The organism is Pseudomonas cavernae (genome assembly GCF_003595175.1).
Classification (GTDB): Bacteria; Pseudomonadota; Gammaproteobacteria; order Pseudomonadales; family Pseudomonadaceae; genus Aquipseudomonas; species Aquipseudomonas cavernae.
Window position 1 is genome coordinate 4,326,498 of sequence record NZ_CP032419.1, and the last position, 20,023, is coordinate 4,346,520.

Below are 20,023 nucleotides of genomic sequence, written 5' to 3' on the forward strand. Positions count from 1 at the left end.
CCGGGGCAACTGTGGTCTTCCCGGATTGCAGACGGGCTACCACTTGTTTCGGTCTTGCCGTGTAGGAGCGAATTTATTCGCGATGACGGCAACGCGGAATTGCCCCGGTTCGCGAATAAATTCGCTCCTACAGAGGCATGGGCCAACCTACGCTTCGGCTTTCCCGCGCTTGCGAAACTCAACCGGGGTTTCGCCGACCCAGCGTTTGAACGCGCGGTAGAAGGTGCTCGGCTCGGAGAAGCCGGTGCGCTCGACTATCACCTCGATGCGCTCGTCGGTCTTCAGCAGCAGGTCCTTGGCCAGCCGGCAGCGGTAGTCGGTGATCAGGTCGTTGAAGCGCACGCCGGCCACGGCCAGGCGTTCGCGCAGGCGCCGCGGCGGCATGTGCAGGCGGCTGGCGACCTGCTCGAGGGTGGCGCCGCCGTCCACCAGCAGCTCGGCGATCAGCTCGCGCACCTGGCGCACCAAGTCCAGGCGTTCGACTTCGGCCAGTTGCCGGCGCGCCAGCGATTCGTGCATGCGCAACAGTTCCGGCGCGGCATGCCGCGAGGCCTTGCTCAGCACGGAGGCATCGAAGACCAGGGCGTAGCGCCCGGCGCCCAGCTCGGCCGGGCAGCCGTAGACCGCGGCATAGCGCTCCGCCGTGGCGCCGCTGTGGTGCATGAACTGCACGGCCCGTGGCTTGAATTCGCCTTCGGTCAACGCGCCGAACAGGCGGATCACCGCGCCGGCGAGCATCTCCGGGAAGTGCCGCGGCACGCCCTCGTTCAACCCCAGCAGCAGAATGGCCTGCTCGCCGGCAACTTCGAGGCGCGCATTCAGGGTATCGGAGAGCAGGCGCACGTAGCGCAGGGCATGGCGCAGGCCGTCACCGAAGGTTTCGCTGGAGAGGAACAGGTATTCCAGCAGCAGGCCGTGGAACGCCGGCAAATGTCCGGCCAGATGCAGGCCTACATGCTCTTCGCCGCATTCTTCGGCGGCGGCCTTCCAGAACTGGGCCTGGGCGGCATGGGGAAAGCGCCCGGCGGGCAAGCCACCTGGCGGCAGGCCAACACGCACCAATACGCGGTCCGGATCGGTTCCGCTGGCACGCAAGGCGTCGATCACCGGGCGCATCAGCGCCACATCATCGGTCAGATCACGCAGCATTTCTTGAAGTTCTTATTAGCCGTGGGCGCGGCCATCTTAGGCAGTTTTGCCGCTTTGGCTCAAGGCATACGGGGTGCAATTGACCACTCCGCCGCCACTGTGCGCCGCCCAGCCAATGCACGCCGGCGCCGGGGCGCTAAGCTGCTGGCAATTGCCCAAGGAGATTCCCATGGCCACCGACTGGCACGACCTGCCTGCCCCGACCGCCCTGCCTGGCCTGTTCCTGCGTGCGCTGCTGCGCCGCGGGGTGCAGGGCAAGAGCCTGCCGGACTTCGGCCTGCGCTGCCCGGTCAGCGTCGAGCCTCAGCACCTGGCACGTTACCGCCAGCTGTGCGGCGCCAGCGACGATGGCCTGCTGCCGCCGGCCTATCCGCACCTGCTGGCGTTCCCCTTGCAGATGCAGCTGCTGACCGACAAAGGCTTTCCGTTCCCGCTGCTCGGCCTGGTGCATCTGGAAAACCGCATCCGCGTGCTGCGCCCGCTCGGCGGTCTCGGTCCGTTCCAGGTCGGCGTGCGCCTGGACCACCTGCAGGCGCATGCCAAGGGCGCGGTGTTCAGCCTGATCACCAGCCTCGAGGACCAGCTCGGCCTGCTCTGGGAGGGCGACAGCCACTTCCTCTGCCGCGCCGTGCGTCTCGACGGCACGCCGGCCGAGCACGCCGAGCCGGCGCCGCTGCCGCTCAGCGCCATCGCCGACTGGTCGGCACCCGCCGACATCGGCCGCCGCTATGCGCGGGTGGCCGGCGACTACAACCCGATCCACCTGTCTGCCGCCAGCGCTCGCCTGTTCGGCTTCCCGCGCGCCATCGCCCACGGCCTGTGGAACAAGGGCCGCGCCCTCGCCGCCCTCGGCGAGCACCTGCCGGCGGCCGGTTACGCAGTGGCGGTGCGTTTCCACAAGCCGCTGCTGCTGCCCAGCCATGTCGGCCTGCTGGCCAGCGCCGCGGGCGAGTCCGGGCAGTTCCAGCTACAGGGTGAAGCGGACGTGCTGCATATGAGCGGCAGCTGGCAGCCGCTCTAAGAACCTGTCTCGGATCTCGCGAGCTAGAGTCAAACAAGGCAAAAACGGCTGAGGAAGCGGAGTTTACGAGTTGTAAATGAGCATTCCGAAGCCGTTTTTAACGCCGTTTGGCCGACGCGCAGCAGATCCGATACAGGTTCTAAGCACCTACGATCACGCCTACTCCCGTAGGATGGGTTGAGCAACGCGATACCCATCGGACGCCTGAGATTTATGGGTATCGCTGCGCTCAACCCATCCTACGATGCTGCTTCTCCCCTCTCCCATAAATGGGAGAGGGGAGTTCCGAGAGCGCAAACGGGCGCTAAGAGCCTGCCGTCCCGCGCGGCTTGCACCGCGCGGCAATGCGGTCGAAGCTATGCGGCTGAAAGGAGCGCCGCATGAACCTCACCGAACTCACCGAACGCCTGCACGCCATTCGCGATCGCAACGACTGGCGGCAGTTCCACAGCCCGAAGAACCTGGCCATGGCCGCCAGCGTGGAGATGGCCGAGCTGGTGGAGATTTTCCAGTGGCTGAGCGAAGAGCAATCGCGCCAGTTGCCCGCCGAGCAGCTCGAACACGCCGGCCAGGAAGTCGGCGACATCGTCCTCTACCTGCTGCTGATGTGCGCCGAGCTGGGCATCGACATGGAACAGGCGGTGCGTGCCAAGCTGGCCGACAGCGAACGGCGGTTCAGCTCATGAGCGACCGGCATTTCGACGAACTGGCGACGCGCTTCGCCGAGAAGATCTACGGCGGCGCCAAGGGCACGATCCGCCTCGCCGTGCTCCAGACCGACCTCGCCGAGGTCCTGCCGGAACGTCCGCTGCGGGTACTGGATATCGGTGCCGGCCTCGGCCACATGGCCCTGTGGCTGGCCGAACGCGGCCATCAGGTGACCCTCGCCGAGCCGGCCGAACCCATGCTCGCCGGCGCCCGCGAGCGCTTCGCCGCCGCCGGCCAGCAGGCGACCTTCATCCTCGCGCCCTGGCAGGAGCTGCTCGGCCAACTCACCCAGCCCTATGACCTGGTGCTCTGCCACGCGGTGCTGGAATGGCTGGCCGAACCGCATGCGATCCTGCCGGTGCTGCACCAGCTCACCACGCCCGGCGGCTGGCTGTCGCTGGCCTTCTACAACAAGGATGCGCTGATCTACCGCAACCTGCTCAAGGGCCACTTCCGCAAGCTGCGCAAGCAGCAGTTCGCCGGCGAACGGCAGAGCCTGACCCCGCAGCGCCCGCTCGATCCGCGCGAGTTGGCGCTGCAACTTGCCCACGACTGGCAGGTCGAAAGCACTAGTGGCGTGCGTGTGTTCCACGACTACATGCCCGCCGAGTTCCAGGCCAAGGCCGAACTGCACGATCTGCTGGAAATGGAGCTGACCTACCGCCGCCATCCGAGCTTCGCCGGCCTCGGCCGCTATCTGCACTGGATCTGCCGGCCGCTCTAGGCCGGCTCGGGAGAGCGCCATGAAGTACCGCTTCGGCCTGTCGCTACTCTGTCTTTCACTGCTGGGCCTGGCCCTGGCCGCCTGCCAGAGCCCCAACCCCTACAGCGCCAGCTCCGCACCACTGCCGCCGGCCCCGCCCCAGGCGGCCAACCAGCTCGACCTCAGCGCCTATCCGGCTGCGCCGATCGACTACGCCCGCTACCGCAGCTGGAGCTGGTTGCAGCCCCCCGTCGCCGCTGGCGGCAGCAGCCCCGAACAACTGCAGGAAGTGCTCGAAAACGGCCTCGAACAACGCGGCCTGCGCCGGGCCCAGAGCGGCAGCCCGGCCGATGTGCAGGCAAGCGCCAGCCTGCGCCTGGAAACCCGTCAGTATCAGGTGCAGGACGATGTCGGCGGCTTCTACGGCCGCGGTCCCTACTGGGGCGATGCCTATGGCATGTATGGCAGTGTGCCGCTGCTGCGCACCTACGAGCGTCAGGTACTGGTGCTGCGCATCGATTTGTACGACGCCCGCAGCGGCCAGCCGGTCTGGAGCGGCGGCGCCGAAGCCGATGCCAGTGGCAGTCAAGCGCAGCGCAGCGAGGCCCTGCGCCAGGCCGTGGGCGACGCCCTCGGCAGCTACCCGCCGCGCTGAACCCAGGGGCGGCGCTGACGCCGCAAACAGCGCTTGCCGTCGCCCCCGGCTTGCGCTTGGATAGAGGCTCTAGCATCGGAGATTCGACCATGTTCCCGCGTCTTGCATTACTGCCCGCCCTGCTCCTGCTGAGCGCCTGCCAGACCTACGACCTGCAACGCGATTACGACACCAGTCGCGACTTCGGCGCTTACCGCAGCTGGAGCTGGAAACAACCGGCCCTGGTCTACCGTCCGGACGATCCGCGGATCAAGAGCGACCTCACCGAGCAGCGCATCCGCCAGGCCACCGGCCAGCAACTCGACCAACGCGGCCTGCGCCCGGCCGCCGCCAGCGGCCCGGCCGATCTGCAGGTGCAGGCTTCGCTGATCGTGGAAAACCGCCAGGACACCTACACCACCAACTATGGGGGTGGGTATTGGGGTGGCTACTGGGGCGGCTACTGGGGCGGTCCCGGCTACAGCGAAACGCGCAGCGTCGACTACAAGGTCGCGACCATCCAGATCGACATGTACGACGGCAAGGACGGCAAACTGGTCTGGCGCGGCAGCGCCGAGCAGATGATGCGCAGCGCGCCGCCGAGCCCGGCGGAACGCGAAGCGGCGATCCGTGAAACAGTAGGCAAAGTGCTATCACAGTATCCGCCACACTGAGGTTCCCGCGCTTTGGAGCAGGTCGCCATGGAGTCGCAATCGTCGCGTTTCAGTCACCGCCCAGCCAGCGCCGCCGACCTCGGCGAGCTCGTCGGCTTCCCGCAAAGCCCAGAGGAACTGTTCTTCTGCTACCCCAAGGCGGTCTGGCCGCTGACCGTCGGCCAGCTCGCCGCGGCCATGGCCGGCCGGCGCGACAGCACGGTGTTGCTGCTCGATGGCCGGGTCGCCGGCTTCGCCAATTTCTACCAGTGGCAACACGGCGAGTCCTGCGCCCTCGGCAACCTGATGGTCGCCCCTTGGGCGCGCGGCCAGGGCGTGGCCAGCCAACTGGTGACGGTGATGGAACAGCTGGCCCGCACGCACTACAAGGCCAGGACCATGCAGGTGTCCTGCTTCAACGCCAATGCCGGCGGCCTGCTGTTGTATCCCAAGCTCGGCTACCGGGTCCGCGGCATAGTCGAGCGTCAGGATCCGACGGGCCGGCGCGTGGCGCTGATCCAATTCGACAAACCGCTGGAGCCGCCCCATGCCGCCGAGTGAGCCGCAACGCGTGCTGATCCTGGTCAGCAGCGGGCCGAGCACCCCGGCACGCTGCGCCGCGCCCTTCCACACCGCCACCCTGCTGGCCTGCATGGATGCCCAGGTCACCCTGTTCCTCAGTGGCGAGGCGGCGCAGCTGGCGCGCCGCGAAGTGGCCGACACCTTATATGCCGCGCCTGGCGGCGAACCGCTGCTGCACTTCATCCAGCAAGCCAAGGAAGCCGGCGTGCGCCTGCTGATGTGCCGTGCGCCCGGCGTGGTCATCGACGAGCAGGGGTTGATCGCCGAGCTGGACGAGATCGCCAGCGGCGGCGAGCTGGCGCAGATGATCCTCGAATACGACCGCGTGCTGAGCCTATGAAGCTGCATGGCCTGGAGTTCCCCGAAAACCTGCTGTATGCGCCGGACTACAACCTGTGGCTGCGCGAGGAAGCCGACGCCAGCCTGACCCTCGGCCTGAGCGCCTACGGCTGCGCGCTGTACGGGCAGATCTTCGCCTTCACCCCGAAACGCGACGGCCAGCATATCGACCGGGACCGCAGCTTCGGTGTGGTCGAGTTCGCCAAGGCCGCCTCGTCGGCGCGCAGCCCGTTGAGTGGCGTGCTGCTGGCCAGCAACGAAGAAGTGGTACGCCGCCCGGCGCTGATCAACCAGGACTGCTATGGCGCCGGTTGGCTGGTACGCCTGCAGGCCGACGACTGGCCGGCGGCGCGCGTCGGCTTCCTCAGCGGCGACGAGGCCCTGGCCGCCTTCGCCGAACGCATGCGCCTGGCCGGCTTCGACCCCGACGCCCCCGGCGTGCAAGCACTGCAGCCGTAATCCCCCCTCGCCCATTTATGGGAGAGGGGCCGGGGGAGAGGGCGTTGGCCATGCATGGGCAATTTGTAGGATGGGTTGAGCGCAGCGATACCCATCAAATCTGCCCACTCAGCAGGAGGGCCTGATGAAAAGACTTTTCGCCCTCGCCCTGCTGCTCTTGCTCGCCGCCTGCGCCACGCAGCGGCCCGCCGACTTCGTCTATCTCGATCAGCTGCTCTGCTGCGCCACTTACGACGCGCGCTACTACAACGGCGACAACTTCGTCGGCAGACGCATCGACGGCTACCGCACGGGCCGGGTCATCCTCAGCCGGCAAGCGGCATCGGCCCTGGCCGCGGCCGAACGGGACGCGCAACGCCACGGCCTGCGCCTGAAGATCTTCGACGGCTACCGCCCGCAACGGGCCGTGGATGACTTCAAACGCTGGGCCAGCGCGGTGCAGGACAGCCGCATGAAAGCCCGCTACTACCCCGAGGTGGACAAGCGCGACCTGTTCCGCCTCGGCTACATCGCGAAAAAGTCCGGCCACTCACGGGGCAGCACCCTCGACCTGACCCTGGTCGACGCCAAGACCGGCCAGGAACTGGACATGGGCAGCGCCTTCGACTTCTTCGGCCCAGTCGCCCACCACGACACCCCGCGCATCACCCCGGCCCAGGCGAGCAACCGCACCCTTCTGCGCGACCTGATGGTTCGCCACGGTTTCCAGCCCTACTCGGCAGAATGGTGGCACTACACCCTGCGCAACGAACCCTATCCGAAGGCTTATTTCGACTTTCCGCTGCAGTAAGCGGAGTCCCAGTCGGTTACCGGGCTCCTGCGAATTGGCGGAAGGCAGTGAGAGTCGAACTCACCCAGGAACGGCTGCCGTCCCCCACCGGGTTTGAAGCCCGGCCACGCCACCGGGCGTGCTTGCCTTCCTGATTGATGTGCACGGCTTTGTCCTGGCCTGCGTTCGGCACAGCAGCCTGTGGGTCGAAAATCACGCGACGGACCCCGGAAGCACTTCCTGCAGTTGCCCACGTGCAAGCAACGCACAGTCATCGCAAGCGTAGCCAAGATCGTTGTTGCGCGTTCCCCGACTGATGCCCTCACGCACCGCAAGTGAAACGCGCTATGGCATTTTTTCGTCAGCCCACGAACAAAGCCCGCAGAAAGGAGTCATACCGGCAATCCCCTTGATTTCCTGTGGAGGCAAACATGTTCCTGAAAAAGAAGTGCCTTATCGCCGTAGCCGCTTGCGCCATGATGCTCGGTTCGGCTGCCCTGCTCCCCAGTGAGCTTTCGTTCATGGGCTCGGCCTATGCGAAAGGCGGTGGTGGCGGTGGTGGCGGTGGCGGTGGCGGTGGCGGTGGCGGTGGCGGTGGCGGTGGCGGTGGCGGTGGCGGTGGCGGTGGCGGTGGCCATGGTGGTGGCAACGGTCATGGCGGTGGCAACGGCAATGGGCATGGTGGCGGAAGTACTGGCGGGCACTCCAACGGCCACGGTGCCGGCCTGAGCAGCGACCACGCAGGCAAGTCCACGCGCGATCACGGCGTGAGCGGCAACCACTACGGCAGCCTGCGCAACGATGACAACGGCCACGGCTCGCTGACCTCGGGCGTAGCGCATTCGAAAGATACCCGCGGCCTGTCCAAGGCCACTGCCGTCTCGGCAACCACCCCCGGCGAGCACAACGCGAAAGGCCTGAGCAACGCCGCGTCGTCCTCGAGTAAGAACGATCGTTAAGCGTTCCCCCAAAGACCTGCCGACCGGCGGCTAATGATGCGGCGGTGGGTTAACCCTAGGCGTAATCCACCCTGTTGGCTGCGGCTGTCGATGCCGGGTGGCGGGTTACGCCGCTACGCGGCTAACCCACCCTTGAAAGCCGTACCCAACACTTAACGGATAGCTCCTTAGCCGGCCAGCGCCGAGTCCTCGCGGACCCGGCGTGCGTCGGCCAGGCGCCGGGTGAAGCCGACCCGATCGAAATACTCGAGGATCTGGATGCTGCGCTTGCGGCCGACGCCGACGCGGTCGCGGAACGCCGCCGCACGAATGATCCCCGCCTCGTCCTGCAACTGCACAGCCAGCCTGGCCAGTTGGCGGATGCTCGCCTCCGGGTAGAACAGATCCTTGACCACCTGGTGCAGCAGGCCGAGCCGTGCCAGCTTGCGCAGCAGCAGGCGCACGGCGGCTTCGTCGATGGCCAGCGCGGCGGCCAGTTCACGGACCCAAGGCGGGTCGAAGCCACCGGCCTCCAGCAGCGGCCAGATGTTGGCCTTCAGCTGTTCGTCCTGGGCGCTCAGCTGCACCCGGTGCTCGGGCAGGTGCAGCCAAGGCCCGCTGCTGTCGATCCGCCCGGCGCGCAGTTCCTGCTCCAGCAGGGCGATAAACACCGGGCGTTCCAACTGCGGCAAGGCGTAGCGGCGCAGGCGGTCGCGATCCGGGCCAAGCTCGTCCGGCAATTCGCCATGGAAACGCGCCAGGCCGTCGAGCAACTGCTGCGCCAGCGCCTGCCAACGCGCTTCGGCGAACAGCCGCGGGCCGATGCGCGTGGCGACCTCCTGCACGCCCGCGGGCAAGGCCCATCCGCTGCGTGGACGATTGAACTGGCGTTCGAGCAGGAGTGGATCGAGGCCGCTGTCGGCGTAGGCCAGCAGGGTCGGCAGCGCTTGTTCCAGACCGGCGCTGCGCAGCGCTTCGAGTTGGGCCAGGCGCTCGGCCGTGCGCCGGTTGCGCGCCGGGGCGAAGGGATCGAGCACGCGGCCACCGCCGAGGGTGCGCTGCGCCGACTGGTCGCGCAGCACCAGATGGTCGCCATGCACCGCATGCACCGGCGCGTTCAGCAGCAACTGGGCGAAACCACCCTGCCCCGGCGCCAGGCTGGCGTCTGCGAGCAGGGCCACGCGCGCGGTGACGTCCTGGGCGCCGAGGTGCACGTGCAGCGGCGTCCAGTGCGCAAGGTCGCGACCTTCGCTGGGCAGCAGGCGCAGGTCGATGTCGATGCGGCTGGTCGGCGCGTGCAGGGCCGGGGTCAGCAGCCAGTCGCCACGCTGGATGTGCGTCACGGCCAGGCGTTCGCCGGCCAGGTTCAGCGCCACCCGCTGGCCGGCGTGGGCCGCCTCGGCCTCGCGGTTCTGCGCGTGCAGGCCGCGCACCCGCACATAGCGGCCGGAGGGGCTGAGCAGCAGTTCGTCGCCGACCCGCACCTGCCCGGCGAAGGCCGTGCCGGTGACCGCCACGCCGGCGCCAGCGACGCTGAAGGCGCGGTCGATGGGCAGGCGGAAATAGCCGCTGCCACTGCGCGCCTGCACGGCGGCGGCCTCGACGAGCAGCGCCGCGCGCAGTTCGGCGATGCCCGCGCCGCTGTGGCTGGAGAGCGCATGGATCGGCGCGCCGCTGAAAGGGCCGGCAGCCAGCAACTGCTCGACCTCGGTGCGCACCTGCTGGATGCGCGCCGCGTCCACCCGGTCGCACTTGCTCAGCGCCACCAGGGCGCGGCGGATGCCGAGCAGCTCGACTATGGCCAGATGCTCGCGGGTCTGCGGCATCACCCCGTCGTCGGCAGCCACCACCAGCAGCACCAGGTCGATGCCGCAGGCGCCGGCGAGCATGTTGTGGACGAAGCGCTCGTGGCCCGGCACGTCGATAAAGCCGGTGAGCTGGCCGTCGCCTAAGTCGGCGTAGACATAGCCGAGGTCGATGGTGATGCCACGCTCGCGCTCGGCCGGGCGGCGGTCGCCCTCGATGCCAGTCAGCGCACGCAGCAGCGCGGTCTTGCCGTGATCGATATGCCCGGCGGTGCCGACGATCACGGCGCCTCCACACTCAGATGCGGTAGTTGGGCGAGGAATGCCGGCTCGTCGTCGAGCTGACGTAGGTCCAGCCACAGGGCGTCGTCGTCGAGGCGGCCGAGCACCGGGATCGGCAGGCTGCGCAGGCGTTCTTCCAGCGCTCGCAAGGCACGGCCGCGCAGGCGTTTGGGCTGCTGCGGGCGCAGGCACAGGGCGGCGCTGGGCAGCCGTGCGACCGGCTGGGCGCCGCTGCCGATCATGCCGAGGGCAGGCTCCGCGGTGACCTGCCAGCCGGCGCCGAGTTGCGCGGCCACGGCCAGCAGCAGGCGTTCGGCTTGCACCTGGATATCCAGTTGCGGCCGGCTGAGCAGGCGCAGGGTGGTCAGCCGTTCGGCCAGGCGTTCCGGGTCGCGGTACAGGTTGAGCACCGCTTCCAGCGCCGCCAGTGTCAGCTTGTCGACGCGCAGGGCACGCTTGAGCGGGTTCTTCTTGATCTTGCCGATCAGCTCCTGGCGGCCGAGGATCAGCCCGGCCTGCGGGCCGCCGAGCAGCTTGTCGCCGCTGAAGGTGACCAGGTCGGCGCCGTCGGCCAGGGCCTCCTGCACCGTCGGTTCTTTGGGCAGGCCCCAGCGCGTGAGGTCGACCAGCGTGCCGCTGCCGAGGTCTTCCAGCAGTGGCAGACCGTGGACGTGGGCGATGGCCGCCAGCTCAAAGGTCGGCACCCTGGTGGTGAAGCCCTGCACGCTGTAGTTGCTGGTGTGCACACGCATCAGCAGACCGCTGCGCGAATTGATCGCCGCCTCGTAATCGCGGGCATGGGTGCGGTTGGTGGTGCCGACCTCGACCAGCTTGACGCCGGCGCGGGCCATGATGTCGGGGATGCGGAAGGCGCCGCCGATCTCGATCAGCTCTCCGCGGGAGATGATGCCTTGCTTGCGCGCGCCGAGGCTGTTCAGCGCCAGCAGCACGGCGGCGGCGTTGTTGTTGACCACGGTGACGGCTTCGGCGCCGGTCAGTTCGCAGATCAGGCCGGTGATGAGGTCGTCGCGATCACCGCGCTTGCCGCTGGCGAGGTCGAATTCGAGGTTGAGCGGATAACGCGCGGCCAGGCAGATCGCCTCGATGGCTTCCTCCGGCAGCAGCGCGCGGCCGAGGTTGGTGTGCAGCACCGTGCCGGTGAGGTTGAACACCCGCCGTACCTTGCTCGCATGCCAGGCGGCCAGGCGTTCGCCGGCACGCCCGGCGAGCACCGCGTCGCTCAGTTCGGCGGCGGCCAGTTGGCCGTGCCGGGCCGGCTCGCGCAGCTCGTCGAGCAGATCGCGCAGGGTCTTGAGCAGGGCGTCGCGGCCATAGCGCTGCTGCAATGGCGTGCAGGCCGGGCTGCGCAGCAGGCGGTCGACGGAAGGCAGGCGAAGGGCGGTCATGCACGAACCTCGCGACGATGAACCTTCTTCAGTGTAGGCAGCGGCTTGTTTGCGAGGCCCTATCGACCGAGATGCGGTTGTTGTTTTGGTTCCGTCGCCCCTCTCCCCCGGCCCCTCTCCCATAAATGGGAGAGGGGAGCTAAGAGCCTCCGCCCGGCGCCAGCAGCAGGTTGGGTGCCCGGCGCAGGTAGCCCTCCTCGCTCAGGCGCAGGTCGAGAGCGAGGCTGGCGAGGTCGTCGGCCTGGGCTTCGGCGTGGGCGTCGTGATCGAGGTAGAACTGCTTGAGGTAGCCCTGGCAACCGGGACAGGCCTCGGCGCGGATCGGCGCCTGTTCGCCCTTGAGCCCGTCGCGCTCCAGCGACAGGTAGGTGAGGTGCTTGCTCTCCTGGCAGTGGCTGCATTTGACCCGCACGTAATGCCACTCGCAGGAGCACAGCGAACAGGCCAGATAGCGCAGGCCGGCCTGCTTGCCGAGATGACGGACCATGCCGCTGACCGGCGGCGAACCGCAGGCCGGGCACAGGGTCTGGGCATCGGTTTCCGTCACCGTGTCGTTCGGCAGGGCCAGCAGCCAGTGACTGAAGGCCACTTGCAGTGCCGCGCCGAGGAAGGGCACCAGGGCCGCTGGCAGCAGGTCGAACTGGCCGTTGAGCAGGCCGATGGCCCAGGCCTTGCGCTGGCCGCTGTCGGCCTGCTGCAGCTGCTGCAGTGCCGCGCCGATGGCCGGGTTGTTGGCGGGCGCTGGGTAGGTCTGCAGCAGAGCATCCAGCGCCGGCAGCCAGTCGTCGCCACGCACCAACGCTTCGAACGCCAGCGGCGGCATGCGATGCTCGCGGCTGCGGGCCAAGGCTTCCGGGGCCGGGCCGGGCAGGCTCGGCGGCTGGTCGAGCACCCGCTGCTGGGCGCGGCAGAGGTCGGCGATCAGTTGCAGATAGCCGGCCAGCGGATGGCCCTCGGCGAGCTGTTGCAGACGCTCGGCGCGGCGCCGGAACAGGTCGCGCGCAGGCAGGTTGAGGAAGGGCGGAATGTTCGCCGCGGCTTCGATCTGCCCCGGCTCGAGAATGATGCCTGGCACCCAGGACTCCTTAGCCCCTCGGGGCGAAATGCTGTTGGGACAAGCGTAGAGCCTCGACGATTGATCTGTGCGTGCCCCCTTCCCTCACCCTAGCCCTCTCCCGAGGGGAGAGGGGACTGGCCTGCACGACGTTGAAGTCCGCGGCCCGGTCCATCCCTGGGAGATTTCGACCTGCCGCTTGTTGGGTATCGCTGCGCTCAACGCCAACCTACACGTGTACCCGTAGCGCAGGATCGTAGGATGGGTTGAGCAACGCGATACCCATCGCTGCGCTGCCAGCGGCTCACTTCCCGAGCAGAATGCTGCGCCGCCCAACCTGCCGCGCGTTGGGTATCGCTGCGCTCAACGCCAACCTACAGTCTTGCGCCCACTTACTGCTTGCCGCTGCCCTCGCCCTTGCTCACCTGCTTGTACCAGAGCCCATGGTGCTTACGCGCCCAGCCCTTGCTGACCCAGCCGGAGAGCATGGCGCTGACCGAGCCCTTGACCCAGATGCCGGCGTAGATGTGGACGATGATGCTGCTGATCAGCACGAAGGCGGCGAAGGCGTGCAGCAGCGCGGACAGGCGGATCAGCTCGATGCCGAACAGGGCGCTGAAGTACTGCCGCCAGATGACGATGCCGGTGGCCAGCAGCACCAGCATGCACAGCAGCAACACCCAGAACAGCAGCTTCTGCCCGGCGTTGTAGCGGCCGACTTCCGGCAGCTTTTCTTCATGGTTGCCGATCACGTCGCGCCATTGTTTCAGCCATTGCCTGTCGCTCTGGTCGAGGCGGTTGTGGCCGGCGAAACGCATCGCCAGCCAGATGAAGAACAGGAACATTGCCACGCCGAGGAAGGGATGGAGGATGCGCGTCCACGGGCCGCCGCCGAACAGTTCGCTCAGCCAGAACAGCGCCGGATGGAACAGCGCCAGGCCGGACAGCGCGGCGAGCACGAAGAGGATGGCCACCGCCCAGTGGTTGCTGCGCTCGGAGGCGCTGTAGCGTTGGATGTCTTTGTTCATCGTCGACTCCTGAACTCGCTCGATGCCCGAGTCTCCCCTCTCCCGCTTGTGGACGAGGGGCCGGGGGGAGAGGGCGCTAACGCGCCAGCCTCGTTACTGCGGCGCTTTGGGGTCATAGCTGTGCACCGCTGGGTCGACCTGATGCACCGCCGACTCGCCGATCACCTGCGGCCGCTCGTCCTCCTCGACCACGTTGCGGCCGACCCGCACGTAGTGGAAGAAGCCGAACAGCGCCACCAGGCCCATGCCCAGCAGACCCAGCGGCTTGCTCACGCCCTTCCACAGGCCGACCAGCGGGCTGATGTGCGGATCGTCCGGCAGGCCGGCGTACAGCGACGGCTGGTCGGCATGGTGCAGTACGTACATCACGTGGGTGCCGCCGACGCCGGGCGGGTCGTACAGCCCGGCGTGCTCGAAGCCGCGCGACTTGAGATCCTTGATGCGCCCGTCGGCGTGCTCCTTCATGTCCTCCTTGGTGCCGAAGACGATGGCGCCGGTTGGGCAGGTCTTTACGCAGGCTGGCTCCAGGCCCACGGCGACGCGGTCGGAGCACAGCGTGCACTTGTAGGCCTTGTGGTCGCGCTGCGAGATGCGCGGGATGTTGAACGGGCAGCCGGTGATGCAATAGCCGCAGCCGATGCACTTGTCCTGGTCGAAGTCGACGATGCCGTTGGCGTACTTGATGATAGCCCCCGGTGCTGGGCAGGCCGCCAGGCAGCCGGGCTCGGCGCAGTGCATGCAGCCGTCCTTGCGGATCAGCCATTCCAGCTTGCCGGCCTCGCTCTCGTGCTCGGTGAAGCGCATCAGCGTCCACGAATCGGCGCTGAGATCCGCCGGGTTGTCGTAGGTGCCGTGGTTGTGGCCGACCTCGTCACGCAGCTCGTTCCACTCCGAGCAGGCGACCTGGCAGGCCTTGCAGCCGATGCACTTGGACACGTCGATGAGCTTGGCGACTTCGTCCATCTCGCGGATCGACGGCATCGGCGTGGTGGTGGCGGAGCGGGCAATGATGTCTTGTGTGGCCATGACTCAGCTCCTCATGCCTTTTCCACGTTGACCAGGAACGCCTTGAACTCCGGGGTCTGCGTGTTGCCGTCGCCGACGAAGGGGGTCAGGGTGTTGGTCAGGTAGCCGTTTTTAGCCACGCCGGTGAAGCCCCAGTGCAGCGGGATGCCGACGTGGTGCACGGTCTTGCCGTCCACCGTCAGCGCCTTCAGGCGCTTGGTCACCACCGCCACCGCCTTGATATGGCCGCGGTTGGACGACACCTTGACCCGCTCGCCGGCGACTATGCCCAGCTCCTTGGCCAGCGCCTCGCCGATCTCGACGAACTGCTCCGGCTGGGTGATCGCCGCCAGCGGGCAGTGCTTGGTCCAGTAGTGGAAGTGCTCGGTGAGCCGGTAGCTGGTCGCCACATAGGGGAACTCGTCGGCCTTGCCGAACAGCTCCATGTCGTTCTTGAACACCCGCGCCGCCGGACTGCTGGTGGCTTGCGGCTGGTCCGGGTGCAGCGGGTTGCGGCCGATCGGCGTCTCGAACGGCTCGTAGTGCTCAGGGAACGGTCCCTCGGCCATCTTGTCGACGGCGAAGAAGCGCGCCACGCCTTCCGGGTTCATGATGAACGGGCTCATGCCCGCCTCCGGCGGCAGGTCGGCCTTGTAGTCGGGCACGTCGGTGCCGGTCCAGGCCTTGCCGTTCCACCACACCAGGCGTTTCTTCACCGGATCCCAGGGTTGGCCCGCCGGGTCGGCCGAGGCGCGGTTGTAGAGAATCCGCCGATTCGCCGGCCAGGCCCAGGCCCAGCCGGCGCTCTGGCCCATGGCGTAGGGGTCGGAGTTGTCGCGACGGGCCATCTGGTTGCCCAGCTGGGTCCAGCAGCCGGCGAAGATCCAGCAGCCGCTGGCGGTGCTGCCATCGTCACGCAGCATGGCGAAGCCCGGCAGTTGCTCGCCGGCCTTGAGCAGCAACGCGCCGCTGGCCGGATCGACCAGATCGGCCAGCGCCTTGCCGTTGAACTCGCGGGCCAGCTCGTCGGGGCCTGGCTCGTCCGGGCGCAGGTAGGGCCAGTCGAGGCCGAGGATCGGCGCGGGGAAGGCGCCGCCTTCCTTGGCGTAGAGTTTGCGCAGGCGGTGATACAGACCGGCCATGATGGCGATGTCGGTACGCGCCTGGCCGGGCGGCTCGGCGCCCTTCCAGTGCCACTGCAGCACGCGCCCGCTGTTGACCAGCGAGCCGTCCTCCTCGGCGAAGCAACTGGTCGGCAGGCGGAACACCGTGGTCTGGATGCTCGCCGTGTCGACCTCGTTGAACTCGCCGACGTTGCGCCAGAACTCCGAGGTATCGGTGGCCAGCGGGTCCATGATCACCAGGAACTTGAGCTTGGCCAGCGCGGCGCTGACCTTGGCCTTGTTGGGGAAGGCGGCGATGGGGTTGAAGCCCTGGCAGAAGTAGCCGTTGACCTTGCCCTGGTACATCAGGTCGAAGTACCTGAGCACGTCGTAGGCCGGCACGTCGAGCTTCGGCAGCCAGTCGTAGCACCAGTGGTTCTCGGCGCTGGCCGACTTGCCGAACCAGGACTTCATCAGGCTGACGTGGAACTTGCCGTAGTTCTGCCAGTAGGACATCTGCCCCGGGCGCAGCGGCTTGCTCGCGCGCTTGTCGATGTAGGTCGCGTAGTCCTGCTCGGCCTCGCCGGCCAGCGTCAGGTAGCCGGGCAGCGAGTTGGAGAGCAGGCCGAGGTCGGTCAGCCCCTGGATGTTGGAGTGACCGCGCAGGGCGTTCATGCCGCCGCCGGGCATGCCGATGTTGCCGAGCAGCAGTTGGACCATGGCGCCGGTGCGGATCATCTGCGAGCCCACCGAGTGCTGGGTCCAGCCCAGGGCGTACATGATGGTCATCACCTTGTCCGGCCGCGAGGTCTCGGCGATCTCCGCCCAGACCTTGAGCATCATGTCCTTCGGCGTGCCGCAGATGCTGCTGACCAGGTCCGGGGTGTAGCGGCTGTAGTGCTGCTTCATCAGGTTGAACACACAGCGCGGGTGGCTGAGCGTCGGGTCGACCTGGGCGAAACCATCCGCGCCCAGCTCGTAGTTCCACGCCGATTTGTCCGGGTAGCTGCGCTTCTCGGCGTCATAGCCGTTGAACAGGCCGTCGTCGAAGCCGAAGCCTTCCTTCACGATGAACGACACGTCGGTGTAATTGCGCACGTACTCGTGCTGGATCTTGTCATTCTCCAGCAGGTAGTTGATCAGCCCGCCGAGGAAGGCGATGTCGGTGCCGGTGCGGATCGGCGCGTAGTAGTCCGCCACCGAGGCCGAGCGGGTGAAGCGCGGATCGACCACGATCAAGCGGGCGTTGTTGTGCGCCTTGGCTTCGGTGACCCACTTGAAGCCGCAGGGGTGGGCTTCGGCGGCGTTGCCGCCCATGATCAGGACCAGATCGGCATTCTTGATGTCGGTCCAGTGATTGGTCATGGCGCCACGGCCAAACGTCGGGGCAAGACCTGCCACCGTCGGGGCGTGTCAGACACGTGCTTGGTTATCAAACCCCAGCATGCCGAGGGAACGCACCACCTTGTGGGTGATGTAGCCGGACTCGTTGCTTGATGCGGACGCCGCGAGGAAACCGGTGGTCAGCCAACGGTTGACCGTCTGGCCTTCGGCATTCCTCTCGATGAAGTTGGCGTCGCGGTCGGCCTTCATCAGCTGGGTGATGCGGTCGAGCGCCTCGTCCCATTCGATGCGCTTCCACTGGTTGGAGCCGGGCTCGCGCACCTCGGGGTATTTCAGGCGGTTCGGGCTGTGGATGAAGTCCAGCAGGCCGGCGCCTTTCGGGCAGAGGGTGCCGCGGTTGACCGGGTGGTCGGCGTCGCCCTCGATGTGGATGATGTTCTGCACGACGTTCTTCGCCGCGTCGCCCTGGCTGTACATGATCAGGCCGCAGCCGACCGAGCAGTAGGGGCAGGTGTTGCGCGTCTCGAGGGTGCGCGCCAGTTTGAAATGGCGCACCTGGTCGGCGAAGGCTGCCGGGGGTGCGACCCCCAGAGCCGCCAGGCTCGATCCTCCAAGGCCTACGGCACAGACCCTGAAGAACTGTCGACGGTTCATGTCCATCGTTGTTCTCCTGCATCAGGCAGTGGATATCCGGCGCGTGGCCGGATACCTCACCGAGAAAGGTTAGTCGCCCTTTAGCAATCTGCCACAGGGCGCGACGGTGAGCGGGCCGCGGATATCCCGATGGGCGCCGGCCCACCCATCGGCTATAGTCGGTCCCGGCGCTCGCCGCGCGCCCCGTCCGCGGAAAGGGCTGCGCCCAGGCTGGATGACGCCGATTTCGTCATACGACTCCCGGCCTGAGAGCCCGTCCAATATCTGCTGCGCTTGGTCATGCTGCGTTGAAAACAGGCTCGGACTGCTCATTTACAACTCGTAAACTCCGCGTCCTCGCCTGTTTTCGCCTTGCCTGACCTGCGCTCGCGACGATCTTGAACAGGCTCTCGCGGACAAGGCCTGCAAGGAGTTCGTATGTCCGCTACTAGCCGTTTCGCCACGCCCAGCCGCGATGGCCGCATCAACCTCGAACAGCAGCGCAAGCGCGCCAAGGAGCTGCTGCGCCGCCTCAAGCAGAATGATCCGGACGCCTGGCGCGCCATGCGCGCGCAGGGCGCCAGCTGCACCGCAATGACTGTGCAGTTGGCCGATGCGCAATGGCTGATCGCCCGCGAACTGGGCTTCGTCAGTTGGCCCCGGCTCAAGGCCCATCTCGACGCCATCGCCTTCGCTGCCCGCCACCCGACGTTCAGCGCCGACGATGAGGCCAGCACCCTGCACCTGCGCTGTGGCAACGACATCAGCCATACCCTGCAGCTGGCCGGCTTCCAGGGCGAGTTCCAGAGCTTCATCGACCCGCTGGTGATGGGCCCGGTGCCGGACCTGCCGCTGGCGGACTATTTGGCCGTGCGTGCCGAGTTCGTCGCCGCGGCGTTCGATCTGGATGCCGCCGAGGTGCTGGCCGGCTCGCAGCGCGAATACGCCCTGCTCGGACGCCTCGCCGACTACCCGCGCGTGGTGTTGTGGTGCGAGGCGGATGCCTATGACCAGCTGTTCCTGATCCGCGTGCTGGCCGGGCTGCAGCCGCCGCCGGCGCGCCTGGAATTGATTGAGATCGACCGGGTGCCGGGGGTCGAGCGCTTCATCGGCATCGGCCAGCTGGCCCCTGACCTGCTCGCCTGGCTGTGGCCGCAGCGCCGCGTGCTCGGCGAGGACGCGCTGGAACTGGCCCGCCGCGCCTGGAGCGCCTACAGCAGCGCCGACCCGCGCGCCTGGGCGAGCCTTGCCCATAGCCCGACGCCCGCTTTGCCGCTGTTCGGCCCGGCCCTGCGCCGGCAATTGCAGGAGTTGCCGGGCAGCCGCGACGGTCTGTCGCTGAGCGAACGCCTGAGCCTGCAGATCGTCCACGAACTGGGCGCGCCGACCTTCGGCCAGGTGTTCGCCCACCTGATGGGTCGTCACGAACCGCTGCCCTACCTCGGCGACCTGATGTTCCACGCCCTGCTGCGCCCGCTGATCGATGCCGAGACGCCGCTGCTCTACGAGGAACAGCCTGAACTGCTCTGGCCGCAACGGCCGCTACGGCTCACCGAACTGGGCCGCCAGGTGCTGGCCGGCGAACGCTACTGGCTGGATTGCGCGGCGCCCGAACGCTGGGTCGGCGGCCTGCGCCTGCGCGCCGGGCAACCGCACTGGGCGCTGGATGACGGCTTGCAGCCGGTGTGGCGCGCCTGACCGTAGCGTGCGCGAATCCTAGGCTGGCTGTCGCTTTTCCCAGCCACCGGCTTTGGGTGGCAAACACTGCGCGGTTTTCCACCCTACGAAGCGGAGCTGATCGCCAAGTCATCTGTATACAAGAACGCGACCTTTTGCCGGCATACTGGCCGCCTTTTTCTGCCTGGAGATTGCCCCATGCCCGCCCCTGTCTGGTGGCTGCTCGCCCTGCCCCTCGTCGCCGGCGCCTGCCTGCCCTTGCAGGCCGGGATCAATGGCCAGCTGGCCAAGCATGTGTCCAGCGTGCTGGCCGCCGGGCTGATTTCCTTCACCGTCGGCAGCCTGGCCCTGTTGCTGGTGGTGCTGGTGCAACGGGAGGCGCCGAGCTTCGGCCTGCTGCGCGGGGTGAGCTGGTGGCAATGGTGCGGCGGCTTTCTCGGCGTGTTCTTCATCGTCACCGCCGCCTTCGCCGGGCCGCGGGTCGGCGCGCTGCTGTTCATGGCGCTGGTGATCGCCGGCCAGCTGGGCATGGCGCTGACGCTGGATCATTTCGGCTGGGCAGGGTTTCGCGAGGCACCGATCAGCGCCGGCAAGCTGCTCGGCGTACTGGCGATCGGCGTGGGGATCTGGCTGATTCGTCGCGGCTGACGAACGCGGAGAGTGAACGTGGCGGCGACACGCCGCAGCGACAGCCAGAGCCCGGCTACGGGCAAGCGCCTGTAGCCGGGCTG

At 67.6% G+C, this 20,023-nt stretch carries 19 protein-coding genes and 1 tRNA gene; 12 read left to right on the forward strand and 8 right to left on the reverse strand.

Annotation, left to right across the window (positions count from 1 at the left end; genetic code table 11):
* Positions 1-147: 147 nt before the first annotated feature.
* Positions 148-1,146, reverse strand: a complete 999-nt coding sequence (locus tag D3880_RS19695) for an AraC family transcriptional regulator (protein ID WP_119895791.1) — start codon at positions 1,144-1,146, stop codon at positions 148-150.
* 172 nt (positions 1,147-1,318) lie between these two features.
* On the opposite strand from D3880_RS19695, the gene D3880_RS19700 reads away from it, so the two are divergent.
* From D3880_RS19700 to D3880_RS19740, 9 genes are all read left to right on the forward strand, one after another.
* Entirely contained in the window at positions 1,319-2,170 is an 852-nt protein-coding gene (locus D3880_RS19700) for a MaoC family dehydratase (protein ID WP_119895111.1), read from the forward strand.
* A 380-nt stretch (positions 2,171-2,550) separates the two neighbouring features.
* Positions 2,551-2,856, forward strand: coding sequence for a nucleotide pyrophosphohydrolase (locus tag D3880_RS19705; protein WP_119895112.1), 306 nt, complete (start codon positions 2,551-2,553; stop codon positions 2,854-2,856).
* Positions 2,853-3,602, forward strand: a complete 750-nt coding sequence (locus tag D3880_RS19710) for a methyltransferase (RefSeq protein ID WP_119895113.1) — start codon at positions 2,853-2,855, stop codon at positions 3,600-3,602. The genes D3880_RS19705 and D3880_RS19710 overlap by 4 nt, the downstream gene beginning before the upstream one ends.
* Positions 3,603-3,621: 19 nt before the next feature.
* Complete coding sequence (locus D3880_RS19715; protein ID WP_119895114.1) at positions 3,622-4,236, forward strand: DUF4136 domain-containing protein; 615 nt, start codon at positions 3,622-3,624, stop codon at positions 4,234-4,236.
* 89 nt (positions 4,237-4,325) lie between these two features.
* Entirely contained in the window at positions 4,326-4,889 is a 564-nt protein-coding gene (locus D3880_RS19720) for a DUF4136 domain-containing protein (RefSeq protein WP_119895115.1), read from the forward strand.
* Between the two features lie 27 nt (positions 4,890-4,916).
* Positions 4,917-5,429, forward strand: a complete 513-nt coding sequence (locus tag D3880_RS19725) for a GNAT family N-acetyltransferase (RefSeq protein ID WP_119895116.1) — start codon at positions 4,917-4,919, stop codon at positions 5,427-5,429.
* Entirely contained in the window at positions 5,416-5,790 is a 375-nt protein-coding gene (locus tag D3880_RS19730) for a DsrE family protein (protein WP_119895117.1), read from the forward strand. The genes D3880_RS19725 and D3880_RS19730 overlap by 14 nt, the downstream gene beginning before the upstream one ends.
* Positions 5,787-6,248, forward strand: coding sequence for a glycine cleavage system protein H (locus D3880_RS19735; protein WP_119895118.1), 462 nt, complete (start codon positions 5,787-5,789; stop codon positions 6,246-6,248). Before D3880_RS19730 ends, D3880_RS19735 begins: the two co-directional genes overlap by 4 nt.
* Before the next feature lie 124 nt (positions 6,249-6,372).
* Entirely contained in the window at positions 6,373-7,038 is a 666-nt protein-coding gene (locus D3880_RS19740) for a M15 family metallopeptidase (protein ID WP_119895119.1), read from the forward strand.
* Between the two features lie 35 nt (positions 7,039-7,073).
* Here the strand turns inward: D3880_RS19740 and D3880_RS19745 are convergent.
* Positions 7,074-7,169 (reverse strand) — tRNA-Sec (locus tag D3880_RS19745).
* A gap of 279 nt (positions 7,170-7,448) precedes the next feature.
* On the opposite strand from D3880_RS19745, the gene D3880_RS22895 reads away from it, so the two are divergent.
* On the forward strand, positions 7,449-7,976 hold the full coding sequence (locus D3880_RS22895) for a hypothetical protein (RefSeq protein ID WP_177412185.1): 528 nt from the start codon (positions 7,449-7,451) through the stop codon (positions 7,974-7,976).
* A gap of 167 nt (positions 7,977-8,143) precedes the next feature.
* Here D3880_RS22895 and selB read toward each other — a convergent pair whose 3' ends face one another.
* The 6 genes from selB to fdnG all read right to left on the reverse strand — a co-directional run bounded on the left by selB (position 8,144) and on the right by fdnG (position 17,642).
* Positions 8,144-10,045: a selenocysteine-specific translation elongation factor gene (selB, locus tag D3880_RS19755; RefSeq protein ID WP_119895121.1), complete on the reverse strand. Its 1,902-nt coding sequence runs from the start codon at positions 10,043-10,045 to the stop codon at positions 8,144-8,146.
* The gene (gene selA, locus D3880_RS19760; RefSeq protein WP_119895122.1) at positions 10,042-11,448 is read right to left on the reverse strand and encodes an L-seryl-tRNA(Sec) selenium transferase; all 1,407 of its coding nucleotides are present in this window, start codon (positions 11,446-11,448) and stop codon (positions 10,042-10,044) included. Before selA ends, selB begins: the two co-directional genes overlap by 4 nt.
* A gap of 139 nt (positions 11,449-11,587) precedes the next feature.
* Positions 11,588-12,523, reverse strand: a complete 936-nt coding sequence (gene fdhE / locus D3880_RS19765) for a formate dehydrogenase accessory protein FdhE (protein WP_119895123.1) — start codon at positions 12,521-12,523, stop codon at positions 11,588-11,590.
* Positions 12,524-12,894: 371 nt separating this feature from the next.
* Complete coding sequence (locus tag D3880_RS19770; RefSeq protein ID WP_119895124.1) at positions 12,895-13,530, reverse strand: formate dehydrogenase subunit gamma; 636 nt, start codon at positions 13,528-13,530, stop codon at positions 12,895-12,897.
* A 93-nt stretch (positions 13,531-13,623) separates the two neighbouring features.
* Positions 13,624-14,556, reverse strand: coding sequence for a formate dehydrogenase subunit beta (gene fdxH, locus D3880_RS19775; RefSeq protein WP_119895125.1), 933 nt, complete (start codon positions 14,554-14,556; stop codon positions 13,624-13,626).
* Between the two features lie 11 nt (positions 14,557-14,567).
* Positions 14,568-17,642, reverse strand: coding sequence for a formate dehydrogenase-N subunit alpha (fdnG, locus tag D3880_RS19780; protein ID WP_162935023.1), 3,075 nt, complete (start codon positions 17,640-17,642; stop codon positions 14,568-14,570).
* 411 nt (positions 17,643-18,053) lie between these two features.
* Here fdnG and D3880_RS19795 point away from each other — a divergent pair, with 411 nt between their 5' ends.
* Both D3880_RS19795 and D3880_RS19800 read left to right on the forward strand, forming a co-directional pair.
* A complete protein-coding gene (locus tag D3880_RS19795) occupies positions 18,054-19,313 on the forward strand; it encodes a DUF1835 domain-containing protein (RefSeq protein ID WP_119895129.1) in 1,260 nt (419 codons plus the stop codon).
* Between the two features lie 177 nt (positions 19,314-19,490).
* Complete coding sequence (locus D3880_RS19800; protein WP_119895130.1) at positions 19,491-19,940, forward strand: DMT family transporter; 450 nt, start codon at positions 19,491-19,493, stop codon at positions 19,938-19,940.
* Positions 19,941-20,023: the final 83 nt, after the last annotated feature.

Bases quoted from the DNA above. Each gene is read 5' to 3' on its own strand.
- D3880_RS19700 (WP_119895111.1), top strand. From the start codon at position 1,319: ATGGCCACCGACTGGCACGACCTGCCTGCCCCGACCGCCCTGCCTGGC.
- D3880_RS19705 (WP_119895112.1), top strand. From the start codon at position 2,551: ATGAACCTCACCGAACTCACCGAACGCCTGCACGCCATTCGCGATCGC.
- D3880_RS19710 (WP_119895113.1), top strand. From the start codon at position 2,853: ATGAGCGACCGGCATTTCGACGAACTGGCGACGCGCTTCGCCGAGAAG.
- D3880_RS19715 (WP_119895114.1), top strand. From the start codon at position 3,622: ATGAAGTACCGCTTCGGCCTGTCGCTACTCTGTCTTTCACTGCTGGGC.
- D3880_RS19720 (WP_119895115.1), top strand. From the start codon at position 4,326: ATGTTCCCGCGTCTTGCATTACTGCCCGCCCTGCTCCTGCTGAGCGCC.
- D3880_RS19725 (WP_119895116.1), top strand. From the start codon at position 4,917: ATGGAGTCGCAATCGTCGCGTTTCAGTCACCGCCCAGCCAGCGCCGCC.
- D3880_RS19730 (WP_119895117.1), top strand. From the start codon at position 5,416: ATGCCGCCGAGTGAGCCGCAACGCGTGCTGATCCTGGTCAGCAGCGGG.
- D3880_RS19735 (WP_119895118.1), top strand. From the start codon at position 5,787: ATGAAGCTGCATGGCCTGGAGTTCCCCGAAAACCTGCTGTATGCGCCG.
- D3880_RS19740 (WP_119895119.1), top strand. From the start codon at position 6,373: ATGAAAAGACTTTTCGCCCTCGCCCTGCTGCTCTTGCTCGCCGCCTGC.
- D3880_RS22895 (WP_177412185.1), top strand. From the start codon at position 7,449: ATGTTCCTGAAAAAGAAGTGCCTTATCGCCGTAGCCGCTTGCGCCATG.
- selA (WP_119895122.1), bottom strand. From the start codon at position 11,448: ATGACCGCCCTTCGCCTGCCTTCCGTCGACCGCCTGCTGCGCAGCCCG.
- D3880_RS19770 (WP_119895124.1), bottom strand. From the start codon at position 13,530: ATGAACAAAGACATCCAACGCTACAGCGCCTCCGAGCGCAGCAACCAC.
- fdxH (WP_119895125.1), bottom strand. From the start codon at position 14,556: ATGGCCACACAAGACATCATTGCCCGCTCCGCCACCACCACGCCGATG.
- D3880_RS19795 (WP_119895129.1), top strand. From the start codon at position 18,054: ATGTCCGCTACTAGCCGTTTCGCCACGCCCAGCCGCGATGGCCGCATC.
- D3880_RS19800 (WP_119895130.1), top strand. From the start codon at position 19,491: ATGCCCGCCCCTGTCTGGTGGCTGCTCGCCCTGCCCCTCGTCGCCGGC.